This window comes from Verrucomicrobiia bacterium, assembly GCA_036268055.1.
Classification (GTDB): Bacteria; Verrucomicrobiota; Verrucomicrobiia; order Limisphaerales; family Pedosphaeraceae; genus DATAUW01.
In genome coordinates this window covers 1-15,364 of record DATAUW010000035.1, presented here as the reverse complement: position 1 = coordinate 15,364, position 15,364 = coordinate 1, and the positions used below count along the sequence as shown (strand labels likewise).

The following is a 15,364-nucleotide window of genomic DNA, read 5'->3' as shown; positions in this document are numbered from 1 at the left end:
TTTGGTTACTGTTTCCGATTACCCCCACCTCCTTGACGACGATGTAACTAAATCATTTGGGACGCAGGCGGACTATTATAATTTGGCGGATTTTTTGGAAAGGGGGATAGACACAACCACGAGCAGCAAGCCAAGGCTGATTCCTGAAATAACCAACCCCGGCAGCAGATAGTCCTGGTGAAAATATACCCGCACTTCATGTCGTCCGGCCGGGACGGGCACTGCCCGCATCCAGATATTTGCCGGCACGCAATCGCAAACGCGCCCGTCAATCTCCGCGCGCCAGCCGGGATACCACGCTTCCGCCAGCACCAGCAACGCGTCCGCCTTTGCGTCCACGTCCACCAGGAGCGAGTTGAGTTCGAAGCGGCGAATGGGTGCCGTCGCAGCAGTTTGGTTGCTATGCTGCGGCAGGGGATTGAGCAACGGCTTTTCCAGCAGTGCGCTTTCGTGAATATTATGACCCCCGGCAAGTTGCGCCATGATCGTGTCGTAGTTTGACACCACTTCCGCCGAGTAAACCAGGAATGCGCGCGGCGAGGGGTTGGTCGTCACGACAATTTTCTCGGTGGCGGGATCATAGCCAGCGGAGATCGCCAGGTCGGGATAAGGAAACGGTCCGTGATCATATACCTGGGTGGAGATGCCCGTATTCAGAAATTGCGATGGCTTCAGTCCGAGGCTTCGATGCAGAAAATCCCAATCGCGTTGCAGGAACAGGGAGAAATTACCGTCAAGATTACTATAGCGGTACATCATCCCGTTATTCGCCGGGGCGAAATTTGCCGGCAGACAAACGCGTGGCGGCGGTTGGAATGGCTCGATCAATCCCGTCGCTTGCAACTGTTCCACGAGCGGGCGTTGATAAGCAAAGTCCGGGGAGTAATGCATCGTGACGCCGAAAGTGTAAGTGCCTTTGATTTTCATCGTGGCCCGCCACAAGTCCAGCGTCTGCAACAATACCAGCGCTGCGAACAGATAATGCACGGGTGTTGAGCCGTTGCGTTTCCACCAAGCCAGCAGCCGGGGATGCGGACGGCTCAACGAAATTCCCGCCGCGCAAATCAAGGCAAAGGAAATTAGAAATCCCTCGCGCGCATGGATGCGCAAGCTGGCGAAGCCGGGCAGCCAGCGGTAAAAAATTTCAAAGGCCGGCGTGCTGTTTCCCACTGCCAGCAAAACGCTCACTGCCAACATCGCCAGCAAGCCGCGCACGGCCGACTCTCGAATTCGGCGCAGTCCGCATATTCCGAGCACAACCACAATCACGCCGACGAATAAATTCATCTCCCAGTATTGGCCCGCGAACCGGTTTGAAATTCCGATCGGGCTAAACAGGCTTCCGAAATTCATCCATTCCAATTTCATGAAGCTGGCATACGCGCGCGAGGGCGCATTGCGATTGCCTTCCTTCACCAATTCCATGAACGGCAACAATTCCGCCGACACCAATCCGACGCACCACACCATCGCCACTCCGAATTGGAGCCAACCGCGCCGCAAATCCGCCATGGCCTCCCGGATCGGCAATTTAACCGACTGTCCGAAAATGAAAATCCCCTGGCCGATGGCCGAGAACCAAAACACCTGCGGATTCCCGCATAAAAATTGCAACGCCAGTGCCAGCGCGTGCCCGGCCACTCTCCGCCAATTCCACGGACGGTTGGTTTGTGCGGCAAAATAAAACAACCACGGCACATAGCATAAGCCCCAGCAATAAGGTATTTGCCCGTTCACCCAGCGCGAGGTCAATGCGCCCGAGCCAACAAAACACAGGCCCATGAAATAACTTGCCCCGCGAGTTGCGCCCAGGACTTCGCCCAATCGCCGCATCCCAAAAACCGCGATGCCAAGATGCAACCAGATCAGCGCGATCACGCCCATCGGCTGTCCCAGGAGAACCAGATATACGGGCGGGTAGAAGATGGCGTTTTGCACGTCCGCCAAAAACGGGCGTCCAAGGTCAATGTAAGGATTCCAAAGGGGAACGGTTCCTTCCAACAGCGCGTGCCTGAGGAAATACCAAATCGGTTTCCACATCAGGAGATAATCCGAGCCTTGAAGCACTGAACCTATTCCCTGGCAAAGATACACGGCGAAGCACCCGGTAGCCGCCACCACAAGAAGGGCTTCGGTGCGCTCACGATTTCTGCTGGCTGCCACGTTTTAAAGCAGACCATTCGCAAGACAGAACCGTCAAGGCGAATTCGGAAGTGAACGGTGGCGGCGATCTATGACCGCCGAATCCGTCGCGAAATGGGACTCATAGAGCGTCGTTACCGTTTGAAATTTTCAAGGTGATGAGTGAATTCAGCGGGATTTACATTCGAGAGTGCGGCTGTTAAAAGATTTAAGTGTTAAATGATTCCACGATTTGGAAATCCCTGAGTTCACCCCGCCAATTCACTTTGATCGGCGGGCCGTGCGCGATTGAAAGCGAAGCGCTTTGCCTGAAGGTGGCGGCCTCGCTGAAAAAAACCTGCGCGAAGCTCGGGATCAATTACATTTTCAAGGCGAGCTACGACAAAGCGAACCGGACTTCAAACCAATCGTTTCGCGGGCTTGGTCTGGACGAAGGTTTGGAAATTCTCGGCCGCGTACGCGCAAAAATGGAAGTGCCGGTGCTCACGGATGTCCATACCGAAGCGCAAGTGGCAGCGGCGGCGCGGGTCGTGGACGTGCTGCAAATACCGGCATTTCTTTGCCGGCAGACGGATTTGATCGTCGCGGCGGCGAAGACGGGACGCATCGTGAACATCAAGAAGGGACAATTTTTATCGCCGCTCGAAATGGGGCAGGTTGTGAAGAAGGCGGAGAGCGCGGGCGGAAAAAAAATCGCGGTGACGGAGCGCGGCACGACGTTCGGCTACAATAATCTCGTCGCCGACATGCGCTCGATTCCCATCATGCGCAAGTTCGGTTACCCGGTGATTTTTGACGCCACCCATTCGGTGCAGTTGCCGGGCGGCGGCGGCGACAAGTCGAGCGGGCAACGGGAATTCGCGCCGGTGCTGGCGCGGTGCGCAGTCGCGGCGGGCGCGACGGGCGTGTTCATCGAGACGCATCCGAACCCGGACGTGGCGTTGAGCGACGGGCCGAACATGATCCCGCTGGCGGCGATGCCGAAGTTGCTCGCCGAGTTGGTGAAGTTGCACGAGTTGGTGCGGTAGAATATTTGGGCTCGCGCGGACGCTCGCCCTCTCATCCAAATTACTAAAATGGTTTACACGAACGATGAACTGAACGCGCGGCTCGCGAAGGTGAAACTTTTTTTGTGCGACGTGGATGGAATTTTAACCGACGCGTCGGTGTTCATCGGTTTGGATCAGGAGATCAAGCGGTTTCATATCCGCGATGGGTTGGGTCTGGTGATGTTGCGGCACGCGGGAATTAAAATTGGGTGGGTTTCAAAACGGCCATCGCTGGCGACGACGCGGCGGGCGGAGGAATTGAAGATTGATTTTCTCGAACAGAGCAAAGGCAGCAAAGTGGAGATTATCGAAAACCTTTTGCTGAAGACCAAGCTGACCTGGGAACAGGTGAGTTACATGGGCGATGACATAGTGGATTTGGGCGTGCTGCGGCGCGCGGGTTTCGCGGCGACGGTGGCGGACGCGACCGACGAGGCGAAGGCGGTATCGCATTACGTGACGCGGGCGGACGGCGGGCGCGGCGGGGTGCGCGAGGTGATTGACATGCTGCTCAAGGCGCAGGGGCTTTGGGACAAACTCGTGGCGGGGGAATCGGCGTGAGGTGATGAGAAAATTGTTTTTCATAATGGCGCTGGCGGCGGCGGTGGGCATCGCCGTGGAGAAATTACTGGCGCAATCCACGCCGCAAATCTCGATCTCCGAAGGCATGGTGCAGCAAGTCCCCTACGATCCGCCAAACGAATCGCATATCAAATACGAAATCCGTTTCAGCGATCTTACGCCGCACGGCGAAGGCAAGGAGCTGGTCAAGAACATGATTCTTAAGCAATTCGCGTTGACGGGTGGCGCGCCGCAAATGGTAGCCGAAGCGCCGGAATGTTTGATGGATCCCAAGACGAAGGAATTCAGTTCGGCTGGGCCGTTGAAGGTGCATGCGCAGGAGGGGAAAGTTTTTATTGAAGGGCGGGGGTTTGAATTCTTGCAGAATGATTCGGTGCTGGTGATTTCGAACGACGCGCATTCCATTATTGATAACCAGACGGGAACGAACCTGCCGGTGAAGACGGAAATTTTTTCGCGCCATGCGCGGTTTGAGATGAAGACGGACGCGACAAACGGCACGGCGGTTTATGAGCGGGACGTGCACGTGAAAGATCCGCGGATTGATTTGACGAGCGATTATCTATTTGCGGATTTGCCGAGAAGCGGCAAGGGGCAATCGAACCGGCTGAGCTACATCGTGGCGAAAACGAATGTGGTGATGGATTTTTTGAATCCGCAAGGCGAGCGTTCGCACGCGACGGCGGAGAAGGCGGTCTATAATTCGCGCGATGCCAACGGCGCGACCAATGACCTGCTGGAATTGACGGGCAACCCGCGGGTGACCTTGACGAATGGCTGGATGACGGCGGACTTGTTTTTGGTGAATCGCGCGACGGGCGCATTGCAAGGGCAGGACAATTTTCATTTCCATTATTTGCCGCAAATCATGGCGGGAAAAACCAACACGGAGGAGGCGGACATTTATGCCGACCGTTTTGATTACGACATGGGCACGCGCGTGGCCAAATTCAACAGCGTATGGGGCCATGTCCGGGTGCGCGATACACGAATGAAACTCGATTGCGACCAGTTGGTCGCGAACCTGCCGAAGGCGCAGTCGGGCGCAAATCATTTCGATCACATCGTGGCGGACAAAGATGTGACGATGGATTTTCCGGATGAAAAGACCGGGCAAAATATTCACGCGACCGGGCAGAAAGCGGTTTATGATTTCAAGGTGGCGAACGGCAGGACGAATGAAGTGCTGGATTTGACCGGCGAACCCGCGCTGGAAACGGAAAAGTATTCGGCGCGGATGACGGCTGATCGCATTCATGTGGATAGCGGGCTCGGCACGATTCGAGGCATTGGGCATCAACATTCGACTTTGAAAAAAAAGCCAGACGAGCCCGCGACGATGGACACGGACGTTTTTTCGGAGGAATTGGAATCGTTTATGGACACGGGGCTCTCGATTTATTCGGGTGGGGTGCGGGCGTTCGATCCCGAGATGAATCTCACCAGCGAGAAACTCACGGTCAAATCCGTTCGCGGCACGAAGGGCAGCAAGGGGCATCTGGATAATATCGTGGCCGAAGGAAACGTGGCGATTGATTTTGTGAGCGAACCCTTTTCGGCGACTAATATCGTGAACTTGCAAACCTTCGCTTTGCGGCTGAAACAGCCGGGAGATTTTGACGAGGTGGGGCAATTCGTCAGCGGGCAACTGACGCCGCCGACGAAGGCGCTGCTGGGAAAATATTCGGGCGGAACGAATGAAGCATCAGGATTGAAGGGCGTGCTGGCGGCGGAGTTGAATCGCATCGCGAAAAGCGAGAATGTTTACGAGTCGAACCGGTTCGATCACGTGGTGTTGTCGAAGGATACGATTGCGCTGATGAACGAGCATCCGATGGGAGTGGATCGGGTGGAGTTGAACCGGCTCCTGTTGCTCGATGCGTTTCCGGGCGAGATTGAGCGCGGCGAGCAGGGCGAAAAAACCCATGCCACGGGTGATCGCGCGATGTTCGCTTATGTGCCGATGGGCGCGACGACGAATCGCGTGTTGGACTTGACGGGACATCCACGGCTCGACAAGCCGGATTTATGGGTCACGGCGGACGATGCGATTGTTTTTGACCAGACGACTGGGGTGAGCCGATATGTCGGCCAGCCACATTTTCATTTGAAGTTTGGCGGGTTCACCGGATTGAAAACGCCGAACGCGGAAAAGAAGCAGCCGGAAAAAAAACAACCGTGAGCGCGGCGAACATTATGAGCGAGATGCAAACAGATCCAGCGGCGGCTCCGACGTCCGTTTCGAGCGGGCAAATTTTGCTGACGACCGACAAGCTCGTGAAGGAGTATCGCGGGCGCCGCGTGGTGAACGGAGTTTCGATCCGGGTGGATGCGGGAGAAATCGTCGGGCTATTGGGGCCGAATGGCGCGGGCAAGACGACGACGTTCAATATGGTCGTAGGCGTGGTGAAACCGGACCTGGGCGCGGTGAAATTTTTGGACCGGGACATTTCGCGTTTGCCGATGCATTTGCGTGCGCGGCTGGGGATCGGTTATTTGACGCAGGAACCTTCGGTCTTTCGTAAGCTGACGGTGGAGCAAAATATCTCGGCGATTTTGGAGACGTGCAAGATGACGTCGGCGGAGCGTAAGGTGCGCTTGAAATATCTGCTCGAAGAATTGGATTTGACGCGGGTGTCGAAGAGCATGGCCTACACGCTGAGCGGCGGCGAAAAACGGCGGCTCGAAATCACGCGCGCGCTGGTGACGAGCCCGAAGTTGCTGTTGCTCGACGAGCCGTTCAACGGGATTGATCCGATCGCGGTTTATGAGGTGCAGAAAAATGTGCGCCGGTTGAAGGAGCGCGGCCTGGGGATATTGATCACGGACCATCATGTGCGGGAAATTTTGAATGTGGTGGACCGCGCGTACCTGATTCACAAGGGCGAAGTGGTGTATCAAGGCGCGGCGCAAAAGATGTTGGAAGATCCGAAGGCGCGGGAGATCTATCTGGGGCCGGAGTTTAATATGTAAAAAAGTTTTTAAGTTTCAAGTTTTCAGTTTTCAGTGGGTGAGAAGCGTTGGGGTTTTTGTGAGTGAAGTTAAAGTGGGTAAGAGGAGTGGGACTTACTTGTGTGGGCCGAGTTACTTTTTCTTTAAGGTTCGCCGACGGCAAGTTTAGTTATTTCGGCTAGTAACTCGGAGTTTGTAACTCAGTAAATAACAGTGTTGCTTCAAACTGGCTTTTAGGGTTTCGTTTGCGGGTGCAAATTAAATTTTGGCGGAACGAATTGAAGCTGGCGCATACGTGGACGATTGCGACCGGCGTGGCGACCGGGGGCACGAATACGTTCGCGGTGGCGATGGTGCAACTTACGGGATCGGATGGGACGATTGGCCTCGGCGAAACAGCGCCGGCGAAGCGTTACGCGGAAAATGTCGCGGGGGGAATGGAATTTTTTGGAAAGGTGGATGCGAGCAAGCTTTCGTTCGGGGATGTCGCGGGAAGCATGAAGTATGTCGAGGGGATTGAGCCGGGAAATTTTGCGGCGAAATCGGCGATCAACGTGGCGCTGCTGGACGGGGCAGCGCGGCTCGCGGGCAAGGCGCTTTATGATTATCTCGGGCTGGGTTTTCGTGACAAACATCATGTGACATCGTTCAGCATCGGCATAGATAAGCCGGAGGTGATTCATAAAAAGGTGATCGCGGCGGCGGATTATCCGGTTTTGAAATTGAAGGTGGGCGGGCCGCATGATCGGGAGAACATGAAAGCCTTGCGCGAGGCGGCGCCGAAAAAGTGGGTGCGCGTGGATGCGAATGAGGGATGGAAGACGAAGGAACAGGCGCTGGACATGATCGAATGGCTGGCCGAGGACGGCTTTATCCAATTCATCGAACAGCCAATGCCCGCGACGACGGATGCGAAGGACATGGCGTGGTTGAAATCGCGTTCGCCGCTGCCGCTGGTGGCGGATGAGTCGTATCACACGGCGAAGGACGTGGCGCATTGTGTGGATTGTTTTCACGGCGTGAATGTGAAGTTGTGCAAGACGGGCGGGGTGAGCAATGGTTACGAGGCGTTGCAGGCAGCGCGCAAGGCGGGACTCAAGACGATGATCGGTTGCATGATCGAGACGAGCGTTTTGATCAGCGCGGCGGCGCACCTGGCGGAGTTGACGGACTATCTGGATATTGATGGGAATCTTTTGATCACGAATGATCCGTATGTGGGGGTCACGGCGGAGCGGGGGTTGTTGTCGTTTGCGTCGGCAGTGGAGAAGACGGGGCTTAGGGTTAGGGCGCGCGGGTGAGTTTTTGAAATGCGGAGTGTGGAGTGCGGAGTGCGGAATTTCTGAAGTGTGAAGTTTCAAGCTTTCGGTTTTCAGTTGGGAAGGGTGGTGGTGAGAGGGCTCTGGTAAATGGCTTTTGCGGCAGTCTTGTCTTGAATTGCTGCGGGTCATAGACCCGCGGTCCGCGACGGATGGGAGGGGACTCTTTTGGAATCTTCAATTTGCTTGAATGTGGTTTGGGGCGGGGAGTTAATCGGCGCATGGGCACGATGACTTTGACGGCAAGTTCGCCGGCGGGAACGGCTACATCCACACAGGCGGCAGCTTCGCGGGCGCCGCGTATTACTTCGATTGATGCCCTGCGCGGGCTGGTCATGTTCACGATGATTTTTGTGAATGACCTGGCGGGTGCGCCGGAAAATATCGTGCCGCCGTGGATGAAACATTTTCACGGCAAGAGCGGGATGACTTTTGTGGACATGGTGTTCCCAGGATTTTTGTTCATCGTGGGGATGTCCATTCCGTTCGCGCTGGGGCCGCGATTGCGCCGGGGTGAGCCGCTGTGGAAAACGCTGGCGCATGTGCTGGCGCGGACGGGCGCGCTGCTGTGGATCGGCGTGCTGATGGTGAATGAAACGCCGAGCAGCGAAAAGCTGGGCTGGTCCGGCGCGTTGTGGTGCACGCTGATGTATCTCTCGGCGATCCTGGCGTTCTGCGTGATCGCACCGCCAAGAAAAACGTCGGGCGAATCGGGAAAAACTTTTCAAATCATTTCATTGGCGCTGCGAATCGTCGGCTGGGTGGGAATGATTTATTTGGCGATGGTTTTTCGAGACAAGAACGGCGGGGCGATACTTTCGTTCAATCCGTTTCATATCGAGACTTCGTGGTGGGGAATTTTGGGATTGATCGGCTGGGCGTATCTGGTGGGGGCGATTGTGTTTCTGGTGTTCAGGACGAACCGGACGGCGTTGCTGGCGTGCATGGTTTTGTTGATGTGTTTTTATCCGGCGGAACGCGCGGGATTTTTTGACGGCTTCTTTTTGTCGCAGTTCGTGGGGATGGGCGGGACGATTGGGTCGCAGGGGGCGATCACGGTGGCGGGACTTTTGCTGGCGGTGATTTTGGTGTCGCCGGACATGAGCGCGGTGTCGGCGCGGGTGAAGTTTGCGTTGTGGTTCATCGCGGGTTGCGCGGCGGCGGCGATGCTGGTGAAGGGGCTTTACGGCATCAATAAAAATGCGGCGACGCCGGCGTGGTGCTTGTGGGCGTGCGTGATCATGGGGGCGCTTTGGCTGGTGTTCTATTATATATGCGACGTGCGGCCGGTGCCGGTGATCGCCAAACCGCTGGCGGTGGCGGGACAGAATGTTTTGCTGGCGTATTTGATTTCGGAAATGTTGCCGGGGGCGATTGATTGGCTGCATCTCGGCGATTGGTATTATGGGCTGGCGGGGCCGGCATTGGGGAATGCGATCGCGCGGTCGGCGGTTTGTGGGGTGATGATTTTGTGCGTGGTAGCGGGGGTGAATCGGGTGGGGTTTCGGTTGAAACTATAAGGCTGTTTTTAAACGCGGAGGGAAAAATGCGGGGGGAGTTTTCAGTTTCAAGTTTTCAGTTTTCAGTTGGGAAAGACTGTGGTGAGATGGGCACGCTGGAAAATGGCTTTTGCGGCAATCTGGTCGTGAGTTGCTGCGGGTCGCAGACCCGCGGTCCGTAGGGAAAGTGGAGCGGGGAACATTAAAAATATTGTGATTGAGAGGCGGTGGTGGGGGTTTGCCGTTGACTTTGGGGGAGGGTTCGGGAATACCTTGGGCATCACTTATATTTTATGAAATTCAAACAGGGAAAAACTTTTTTCGCGCTCGCGGTGGCGCTGCTCGCCATGCTTTCGATCCATACCCAAACGGCCAGCGCGGCGGATAAATTGAAGGCGCTGATCATTGACGGTCAAAATAATCACAACTGGCAGCAGACGACGCCGATTCTCAAGGCGGGCCTGGAAAGTTCGGGCCGCTTCACGGTGGAGGTCGCGACGACGGCTAAGTCGGGTGTGCCGATGGATTTCAAGCCGGACTTCACGAAGTATGATGTGATCGTGCTGAATTATAACGGCGCGGATTGGCCGGAGGAGACGAAGAAGGCGTTTGAGGATTATATGAAAAATGGCGGCGGCATGGTGAGTGTGCACGCGGCGGATAACGCATTTCCCCACTGGGAGGAATATAACAAGATGATCGGCGTGGGGGGCTGGGGGAATCGCAATGCAAATTCGGGGACGATGTTGCGCTGGCGCGATGGCAAGGTGGAGCATGATCACGGCGGTGGCGGACAGCACGGGCAATTTTTTGCGTGGGACGTCGAGACGCGCGACGCGGAGCATCCCATCATGAAGGGGTTGCCGGAAAAATGGCTGCATACGCCGGATGAACTTTATTCGACGCTGGTGGGCCCGGCGGAAAATGTGACGGTGCTGGCGACGGCGAAGTCGGACACGACGCAGCAGAACGAACCGATTTTAATGACGATCAATTACGGCAAGGGCCGCGTGTTTCATACGACGATGGGGCACAATGATGTTTCGATGAAGGACGTGGGTTTCATCACGACGCTGAATCGCGGCGCGGAATGGGCGGCGACGGGGGCGGTGACGATTCCGGTGCCGGATAATTTTCCGACGGCGGATAAGACGAGTGTTTGGACGGGGAAGTAAGCAGTGCGGAATTGGGAAACGCTAATTTTGGCACGCTTGGCGGGATTAACGAACGAATCCTTTGAAAATTCTCGGAGTAATCTCGATCTCATTCTTATTTCGAGTCAGATCGAATTGCCGCTACCACATCGCAACGAGCGAAAGCAATCTCCGTAATGGATGTCAGTGAAGCGTCATTCACCAGTTCAAAAATCGAAATGAACAACGATGAAACGCTAATATTGACGGGAATTCTCACAGGATGCGAAACAGCCACTATCGTCCTGACCCCCAAGAAATATCACGCTGATGGCATTGATATTCTGATTTCCGTTAAGGCGCTCGAGTATGGATTCAATGCCGAAACTTTTTATTTTGGTTGTATTCTTGACGGTTTTCTTCAAGAAGCGGAAAGAGTCATTTCCGGCCAGGCAAATAGAGCCCACTTGTTTAATAGTGATGGGACGTTGACACTGGAATTTATCAATAACGATAACAGGACGTTTTTGTCCGCCACCTACACGTCTATCTTTCCGCAAAAATTGGAAGACTCGCTTTGGGAACACCTTAAAAGTGCATCGTGCCTTGATTCAAAAGAAAACGATGGATCTCAATTTTCATTTTCTTTTATGCAGCTGCATAATTCGATTACAGAGATTAGTGATTGGCTGACTCATATTTTCTCGAAGCATAGTATTTCCAAAGAGAGTCCGTTTTCCAGATAAGCAGTTTATTTGCAAATCAACTAGTCAGTGCAGATTCGAACCGTTCTCATCCAAATGATATTTCAGGACAAACGGCAGCGCGCGGGCGCATTGGCTTAGCTGAAGGCGAGGCGGCAGATGATGATGGAGGCGATGATGCCGACGGCGTCGGCGGTGAGGCCGGCGAGGATGGCGTGGCGGGTGCGTTTGATGCTGACGGCACCGAAATATACCGCGACGACGTAGAAGGTGGTTTCGGTGCTGCCGTAAATCGTGCCAGCCATTTTGCTGAGGATGTTGTCGGGGCCGTAGGTGTTCACGATGTCGGTGAAGAGGCCGAGGGTTCCGCTGCCGCTGAGCGGGCGGATCAGGGCCATCGGCAAAAGCTCGGGCGGAAAGTGGAGCATATTCATCAGCGGCGTCAGCTTCGTGGTCAGCAAGTCAATGCCGCCCGCGCCGCGGAACATGCCGATGGCGACGAGGATGGCTACAAGGTTCGGGATAATTTTGACAATGACCTGGAAACCTTCTTTCGCGCCTTCAACAAATTCTTCATAGATTCGCAGACCGCGCAAGGCGGCGTAGAGCGGGAAAAATGACAGCAGCATGGGAATGGAGAGCAGTGAAAGAATTTTCACGGCGCGAATGCGCGTGCTGTCGCGCAGGAGTTCGTCCGGGATGGGTTGGTCGAACCACGGCGGAAAGGTGAGCTTGAGAAATAGCCACGCGAAAAAGGCGAAGTAGGCCACTATAATCAAATATCCCCACGGCGCGATGGGTTTGACGACGATGACTTCGTTGGCGGGTTCGGCTTCAGCTTCGGTTTTGATTTCGTTAAGTTTTTCGCGGGCATCGCCGGGAGTGATTGGCGGCAAGGCGAAGATGGGAAGTTTCTCGAGGAGTTTTACGGCGATGATGGCGCAGATGGCGGCGATCAACGTGGCGGCGAAAGCGGTGCCGATGATGGAGGACGGGTCTTTCGAGCCTTTGACGGCGAGGATGCCGACGGCGGTGACGGGAATGAGTTGGACGGAACTGGTGTTGATGGCAAGGAACGTACACATGGCATTCGTCGCAGTGCCGGGGCGCGGGTTGAGAGTTTCGAGGTCTTTCATGGCGCGCAAGCCAAAGGGCGTGGCGGCGTTGACGAGGCCGAGCATGTTGGCAGCCATGTTGAGCAGCATGGAACCCATCGCGGGATGATCGGCGGGGACGTCGGGGAAGAGCCGCACGAGGACGGGGCGCAGCAGGCGGGCGATGAGTTGGACCATGCCGGATTTTTCGGCGAGGCGCATGATGCCGAGCCAGAGGGCCATGATGCCGATGAGGGGTAGGGAGATGTCCATCACGGCGACTTTGGCCATGTTGAAGCCGCCTTCGGTAAGTTCTTTGAGGTGGCCGGTCAAGCCGCCGATGAGCACGGCGCAAAGGACGAGGGCGAGCCAAATCCAGTTCAGCATGCGCGAGAATATATAATGGCGAAAAAAATTGCGCGGAAAAATTTTGGCGGTGAAACCTATGGGAGGTTGGACGGGGTGAGAGGCGTGTGGTTAAATGGAGGGAGTTCTTTGAGATGGGAACTTGGGAAGGGGGTGACGCGTCAGGCCGAGTCGGCAACGGCAATCCTGGTTTGGATTGCTGCGGCTCATAGAGCCGCGGTCCGTTAGGAAGGCGGATTCGAGCGCGTCGGAGGGGGAAAGTGCGGATAAGTGCGCGTAAGTGCGAATATTTTTTTTCAGCGAAGCGCAAAAAGGGTATTTGCCAAGAATTAGAATTATTCCAAATATTGACAGTTTACGACAGAGACTTCACATTAATCTTATGAGTGCGCCGGAACACTCCAAAATGGACAGCCAATTCAACGAACGTCTTGCGACGAGCGGGTTTCGTTTCACGCCGCAGCGGCAGCAGGTCTATAATGTCCTGCTGGAACAGCGCGACCATCCGACGGTCGAGGACGTTTTTATACGCGCGAAACATACGATGCCGGATATTTCGATGGCCACGGTTTATAATTGCCTGGATGCGCTGGTGAAGTGCGGGCTGGTGCGGCATGTGAACCTGGAGCGTTCGGCGACGCGTTATTGCCCGAACATGAAGGAGCATTGCCATTTTTATTGCGATGAATGCGCCGGGATTTATGATGTGGATTTTTCGGCGGACGGTGAACGCGCAGGATTGCAGATTCCCGATGGCTTCAAGGTGAAGCAAACCGAGGTTTCTCTGCGCGGCCTCTGCAAGGATTGTGCGGGCAAAGCGCAGGCATAATTCGCGCGACGATTTTATTTTTTTAATTTTTTATTTTTGATTTTGAATTGATATGAGCACAGCGACCGACACGATCGAAGAATTTGTAAATAAGGAATACAAGTATGGGTTCGTCACCAATGTGGAGACGGACACCATCGCGCCCGGGCTGAGCGAGGACGTCATCCGAATCATTTCGCAGAAAAAAAATGAGCCGAAATTCATGCTCGATTGGCGGCTCAAGGCGTATCGCCAATGGCTGACGATGAAAGAGCCGACCTGGGAAAAGGCGACGTATCCGCCGATTGATTATCAATCGCTGATCTATTACGCCGCGCCAAAGCCGAAAAAGGTTTTGGGCAGCCTGGACGAAGTGGACCCGGAATTGTTGAAGACCTTCGACAAGCTCGGCATTTCGCTCAACGAACAGAAGCGTCTCAGCGGTGTGGCCGTGGATGCCGTGGTGGACAGTGTCTCCGTGGCGACGACGTTTTCGAAGGACCTCGCGAAAATTGGCGTGATTTTTTGTTCCTTCTCCGAAGCGGTGCAAAAGCATCCTGACCTCGTTGAAAAATATCTTGGGAGCGTCGTTCCCGCGGGCGATAATTTCTTCGCCGCGCTCAACGCCGCCGTGTTCAGCGACGGTTCGTTCTGTTACATCCCCAAGGGCGTGCGGTGCCCGATGGAATTGTCCACGTATTTCCGCATTAACACGGCGAACACCGGCCAGTTTGAACGCACGTTGATCATCGCCGAAGAAGGCGCGTATGTGAGTTATCTCGAAGGTTGCACGGCGCCGATGCGGGATGAAAATCAGTTGCACGCGGCGGTGGTCGAGTTGATCGCGCTCGGCAAAAATTCGCAGATCAAATATTCGACGGTGCAGAATTGGTATCCGGGCGACAAGAACGGCAAAGGCGGCATTTATAATTTTGTGACCAAGCGCGGCAAATGCCAGGGCGAAGGTTCGCGCATTTCGTGGACGCAAGTGGAAACCGGCTCGGCGATCACGTGGAAATATCCGAGCGTGATTTTGCAGGGCGACAATTCGGTGGGTGAATTTTATTCGGTCGCGTTGACGAATAATCTGCAACAGGCCGACACGGGCACGAAGATGATCCACATCGGCAAGAACACGCGCAGCACGATTATTTCCAAAGGCATCTCGGCGGGACGCGGGCAGAATAGTTATCGCGGCCTGGTGAAGATCCTCAAGAATGCCGACGGCGCACGGAATTTTTCACAGTGCGATTCGCTATTGCTCGGCGATAAATGCGGCGCGCACACGTTTCCCTATATCGAAGTCAAAAATACGACGGCGCGTGTGGAGCATGAGGCGTCCACTTCGAAGATTGGCGAGGACCAGATTTTTTATTGCAACCAGCGCGGCATCTCGACGCAGGACGCGGTGAACATGATCGTGAATGGTTTCTGCAAGGAAGTGTTCCGCGAGTTGCCGATGGAATTTGCGGTGGAAGCGCAGAAGTTGCTGGGTGTGAGTCTGGAAGGCAGCGTGGGGTGAGTTATGACGGACAAGCAAGCTGCGATTATTGCCATCAATAAATTCCCCGACGACATTTCCGCGGCGGAAATTGTGGAGGCTTTACAGATTAATTTGGCCATCAAAAAGGCCGGGCCGATGTGAAGGCAAGGCGGATCAATCCCATGCCGCGGTTGAGAAGTTCGTTGATCAATTGGTGGCGACAAAAAATTTTA

General features: G+C 55.0%; 12 protein-coding genes. 10 read left to right on the top strand and 2 right to left on the bottom strand.

The annotated features are described in order from the left end of the window. Positions 1-75: 75 nt before the first annotated feature. Positions 76-2,163, bottom strand: coding sequence for a hypothetical protein (locus tag VH413_18110; protein ID HEX3800613.1), 2,088 nt, complete (start codon positions 2,161-2,163; stop codon positions 76-78). Positions 2,164-2,354: 191 nt separating this feature from the next. Between VH413_18110 and kdsA the strand changes: the two genes are divergently transcribed. The 8 genes from kdsA to VH413_18070 all read left to right on the top strand — a co-directional run bounded on the left by kdsA (position 2,355) and on the right by VH413_18070 (position 11,422). Beyond that, positions 2,355-3,170, top strand: a complete 816-nt coding sequence (gene kdsA / locus VH413_18105) for a 3-deoxy-8-phosphooctulonate synthase (protein ID HEX3800612.1) — start codon at positions 2,355-2,357, stop codon at positions 3,168-3,170. A gap of 48 nt (positions 3,171-3,218) precedes the next feature. Continuing rightward, the gene (locus tag VH413_18100) at positions 3,219-3,752 is read left to right on the top strand and encodes an HAD hydrolase family protein (GenBank protein HEX3800611.1); all 534 of its coding nucleotides are present in this window, start codon (positions 3,219-3,221) and stop codon (positions 3,750-3,752) included. A 25-nt stretch (positions 3,753-3,777) separates the two neighbouring features. Further along, entirely contained in the window at positions 3,778-5,955 is a 2,178-nt protein-coding gene (locus tag VH413_18095; GenBank protein ID HEX3800610.1) for an LptA/OstA family protein, read from the top strand. 23 nt (positions 5,956-5,978) lie between these two features. Next, the gene (lptB, locus tag VH413_18090) at positions 5,979-6,746 is read left to right on the top strand and encodes an LPS export ABC transporter ATP-binding protein (GenBank protein ID HEX3800609.1); all 768 of its coding nucleotides are present in this window, start codon (positions 5,979-5,981) and stop codon (positions 6,744-6,746) included. Positions 6,747-7,003: 257 nt separating this feature from the next. Continuing rightward, complete coding sequence (locus VH413_18085; GenBank protein ID HEX3800608.1) at positions 7,004-8,026, top strand: dipeptide epimerase; 1,023 nt, start codon at positions 7,004-7,006, stop codon at positions 8,024-8,026. Between the two features lie 239 nt (positions 8,027-8,265). Then, complete coding sequence (locus VH413_18080; protein ID HEX3800607.1) at positions 8,266-9,564, top strand: DUF5009 domain-containing protein; 1,299 nt, start codon at positions 8,266-8,268, stop codon at positions 9,562-9,564. Positions 9,565-9,836: 272 nt separating this feature from the next. Continuing rightward, positions 9,837-10,718 (top strand): ThuA domain-containing protein, encoded by an 882-nt coding sequence (locus tag VH413_18075; GenBank protein HEX3800606.1) that lies wholly within the window; start codon positions 9,837-9,839, stop codon positions 10,716-10,718. 197 nt (positions 10,719-10,915) lie between these two features. Further along, complete coding sequence (locus VH413_18070) at positions 10,916-11,422, top strand: hypothetical protein (protein ID HEX3800605.1); 507 nt, start codon at positions 10,916-10,918, stop codon at positions 11,420-11,422. A 95-nt stretch (positions 11,423-11,517) separates the two neighbouring features. Here VH413_18070 and VH413_18065 read toward each other — a convergent pair whose 3' ends face one another. Then, complete coding sequence (locus VH413_18065) at positions 11,518-12,861, bottom strand: nucleoside recognition domain-containing protein (protein HEX3800604.1); 1,344 nt, start codon at positions 12,859-12,861, stop codon at positions 11,518-11,520. A gap of 361 nt (positions 12,862-13,222) precedes the next feature. On the opposite strand from VH413_18065, the gene VH413_18060 reads away from it, so the two are divergent. Next, on the top strand, positions 13,223-13,669 hold the full coding sequence (locus VH413_18060) for a Fur family transcriptional regulator (protein HEX3800603.1): 447 nt from the start codon (positions 13,223-13,225) through the stop codon (positions 13,667-13,669). 52 nt (positions 13,670-13,721) lie between these two features. Continuing rightward, complete coding sequence (gene sufB, locus VH413_18055; GenBank protein HEX3800602.1) at positions 13,722-15,170, top strand: Fe-S cluster assembly protein SufB; 1,449 nt, start codon at positions 13,722-13,724, stop codon at positions 15,168-15,170. The last annotated feature ends 194 nt before the right edge of the window (positions 15,171-15,364 follow it).